The organism is candidate division KSB1 bacterium, from assembly GCA_022562085.1.
Lineage (GTDB): Bacteria > Zhuqueibacterota > Zhuqueibacteria > Oceanimicrobiales > Oceanimicrobiaceae > Oceanimicrobium.
Genome location: JADFPY010000394.1, coordinates 1 through 3,940, shown reverse-complemented (window position 1 = coordinate 3,940; position 3,940 = coordinate 1). Strand labels below are relative to the sequence as shown.

The 3,940-nt window shown below is 42.5% G+C and carries 3 protein-coding genes; 1 reads left to right on the top strand and 2 read right to left on the bottom strand.

Annotated elements, in window-relative coordinates; translation table 11 throughout:
- A partial coding sequence (locus tag IH879_21040; GenBank protein MCH7677414.1) for a hypothetical protein occupies positions 1-214 on the bottom strand: 214 nt, incomplete at its 3' end.
- Between the two features lie 649 nt (positions 215-863).
- Here IH879_21040 and IH879_21035 point away from each other — a divergent pair.
- On the top strand, positions 864-2,030 hold the full coding sequence (locus IH879_21035; protein ID MCH7677413.1) for a LysM peptidoglycan-binding domain-containing protein: 1,167 nt from the start codon (positions 864-866) through the stop codon (positions 2,028-2,030).
- Between the two features lie 404 nt (positions 2,031-2,434).
- Here IH879_21035 and IH879_21030 read toward each other — a convergent pair whose 3' ends face one another.
- A complete protein-coding gene (locus tag IH879_21030; protein MCH7677412.1) occupies positions 2,435-3,892 on the bottom strand; it encodes a hypothetical protein in 1,458 nt (485 codons plus the stop codon).
- Between the last annotated feature and the right edge of the window lie 48 nt (positions 3,893-3,940).

The window sequence follows — 3,940 nt, the reverse complement described above, 5'->3', positions numbered from 1 at the left end:
CAGGACCAATAAGACTTCTAAGTTCGGCTGTACCGCCGACTGCCAGAATTTTCTCTTGCCATATCGCAACCGCCTCCGCCTGGGGCGTGGTTTTGTCAACCGTCCAGATTTTAGCATTTATGAGTACCAGGTCTGCTGTTACAGGGAAGTCACTGGAACAACCTGTCATTACCACGCTAAAGATAACAAAAAAACGTTTTAAAGTGCGATTCATTTCAGATTCCTTTCAATGCGCCTTTCAGTGATTTTTACCCCGTTAGATAGTTTTTTTATTGACTTCGACACCAGACAATTTTCTCCGGTCATTTTTCGATGAACCGCTTCTTCTGTTCTTTATCTCACGGGGTGTAGTGGGAGATGGTTTTGCCGATCATTTAGTTCTCACCCCCAAAATATGATTCCTTAACAGCTCGCATATTTTAAAAAATATAGTATATTTTTTAAAAGTATCAACCCTGCAAGGTAATTTATGCAAAAGCACACCATAAGTTACGACTTGCCAGTGGATGCAATTGTTCATTTAGCGAAACGCCTGAACGTCTATGAAGCACGCCATGGCTTTACATCTGAAGAATTTTTGATAAATTCAATAAGGGATTAATGGAGGATAACGAGATGCTAACCTTCAAGCTCCACTATTAAGAGTTATAGGAAATTCAAAATCTTTGATGACTCAATACTTGAGGTACAGAGTCAGATATTTGAAAACATAGCAAACCAAAGCGGCAAGCTTCACCCCCTCCTGCAAGATTGTCTTTTTAAGATTCATTCATAATATAGTCTTGATGTTAAGTATTCAAACATCGCTGGCGATAATCAATAGCGCCAAAATGAAGGTTGTTTACTTAAAATGAGGTTACGTTATGAAACGGCTTTCGATATTTATTTTTCTGGTCGCCGCAATGACTGTGAGTCACTTGTCTGGCGGAATAAAAGATAAACTCGGACTGGGATTTAACATAAACGCGCATAAACTTTATGGCGATACACGAAGTGGTAGTTTAGGGCTAAGCGGCGGGAATTTACTTCTGCGGTATCGCTTAAAACCTGCCCTTTTCTTAGAGTCTGAATTGGGATTTCTTAGACTTTCGACCCAAACCAATGGCACCTCCCTGCATACCGATATGCTAAATCTTGGTGCCAAAGCAGGCTATACGTTTCTTACATCTCAAATTTACCAACCTTACGTCTACTTTGGAATTGGCGCTCTTAACTTTGGCAAATTCAAGTATCTTTTTGAAGTCAGCCCCCTTGCCAGCTTTAGTTTCTGGGATGGTTACGTAGCTTTAGGCGCAGGCACGGAATTTTTCGCTTCAGATTTTCTAGCTGTCAACGTTACGGCTGATTTTCGGTATACCAGCGGCGATGGTTTCGATGGCGGGCTCGAAGGCGCTCGCAAAGATGGTTATCTCAACCTGGGTCTGGGCTTTATTTATCACTTTGATCGTCACTCAAACCAGGGGGAACCGTTCATGACTGAGGATTTTCCTGAATTCGACTCTTTGTATGTTGAAGTTGCCAAGACCAATGGTGAAGAAGAAACAGAGGGCATTGTTGAATCGACTGATCAGGAATTGAATATGCAAACTTTGCAGTCATTAATGGAGCAAGAACAGGCTCACAAAGTGGAAGAAAATGCGATGACCCCGGAGGAGGATATTCCGCCTGGGCCGGATAGAACAAGGGAAACTGTGGTTTATACAGTGCAGCCTAATGACTGGCTGTCTAAAATTGCCGAAATTTTTTACGGGGATCCCATGGCCTATGCAAAAATTATAGAAGACAATCCCCTTCTCATTAATAATCCGGATAAAATTGAGCCAGGTCAGAAGCTGTTGATTACGATTCCAAGAGGGACGCCTGTCTTTTACAGGGTGAAAAAGGGAGACTGGCTCTATAAAATTGCCAGAAAATTTTACGGGGATCCGATGAAATTCAAAGATATTTTCTTGGCGAATCAGGATACTATCGAAGATCCCGACATCATCAGGCCAGGCCAGGTACTCAAAATTTTTCTTACGGAGAATTAACCACAGCGTTGAGCCGACCCGTTTGAATGGTGTGTCTAAAACAGCAGCAGTTGTTTTAGTTGTTGCACCTCATCCTCTCTTGCAGTAATTCCGACGAACCATTGACCACAGTCAAATCAGGTGGAACATACCGAATCCCGGTCACAGAAGATATAACCTCCCTTGACCCAATATCGGGGCAACGCGATTCATGGACAATCGGCAACAATCATTCTTGGGAGGATAACTATTGGTTTCACTGGTTGCGGGATTTAAGAGCACAAAAACATGCTTGTAGCAAATAACTTTGATAATTCACGAAACTCAGAATTTACGTATGTGCGCCGTAATCCAGTGCAAACCGGTGTTATACCCTGGTTTATATCAAGCGTCTAAAAATCACAATTTAACAAAATTTATCTTCACTATCCTGCCACCAAATCCCCGTACTGCTGTAAATATTCTTTATGTTTACTCTTTTGTTCTTGCACAAACTTTAGAAATCTCGGTTCACCTTCCAGGTTGCGTAATAAGGGATTACTTATCAAATTTAAGTAGTAGTAGTGACTTCGACCTTGATTAGTTGCCTTAATTATCTCTTCAATGGCTTCATCTTTCATACCTAACAGTGCGTACACCTCTCCAACAACCATAAAAAACCAAGGGTGGGAACTGAAAGCGAGCGCTTTTTCTTTCTCACCTCTGGCAGCAAACAATAGTGCTTTCTCCAGAGCAATCCTGCCGGGATGGATTCTATCTGCCTGAGCAATGATATCCTCAGCTTCATCATATTTTTTCAAAATGATTGCAAGTTGAGCCTCCATGCCGTGAATCGGAACGAATTCCGGCTCAAGTTCTTTTGCTTTTTCCAGAAGAAGAGGAACCTCATCATACTGACCGATATGTATAAGATCTTGCGCTAAATTGGTATAGGTTGCCACCCAGAAAGGATCCAGCTCTTTCGCTTTCGCTAAACATCTCATGCTATGCTGAAACAAACCTCTGCTTCTGAGTAACATTGCCGCATCAAAGTTAATCTCTGTGACGTTTGGATTCAGCGTCATGCTCTTTTTGAGGCTCTGATAGGCATTGTCGAAGTCACTTTTTATAGCGTACACAATGCCGACACCAGCATGTGCTTCGGCAGAATTGGGATCTAACTGCAAGGCAAGTTCATAATTCTCTTTCATCAGCGCGAATACAGCCTCGTCCTGAAAGCCGCTGGTCTCACCTTTATAGCGGTAGGCTCTGCCACGACCCACATATGCCAGCGCGTAACTCGAGTCAATTTCAATGGCTTTATTAAACATGTCTAATGCGTTTTGTACAGCTCTCTCAAGTTCGGAAATAATATATCTTCTATTTAACTGATACATCCCTTTCAGGTAATATTCGTACGCCTCCACATTCTTGGGCTGGGCTGCTTTAAACTCTGCGATCCCACTAAGTGTAAGTTTTAATTGTAATGCATCGGCAATAGCACCGGCGACCTCGGATTGCAACTCAAATATGCCGGTCATTTTTCTATTGTAGTCCTCAGACCATATGGGTGATTCGTCTTCCACGTTGATCAGTTTAGTCGCAACGCGGATATTGTCCCCCTCTTTGCGAATACTGCCTTCCAGGATAGTTGAAACACCCAGGGCATCGCCAATCTCTTTTATACTTTTGTCAGTATTTTTGTAACGCATCACAGAGGTTCTGGCGATCACTTTTAGATCACTTAATTTCGACAGCTTGGTGAGTAACTCTTCGGTCATGCCATCACAGAAGTACTCTTGATCCTTTTCTCGACTCATGTCAACAAACGGCAGAACGGCAATGGAAGCATGAGCATTTGTTTTCTCGGAAAATGGCCAGAAAAAGATTGCTACAAATAGCATTGATGCCAGAAGCAGTACGGCGCACGTCCAAATGGCTAGATTTCTTTT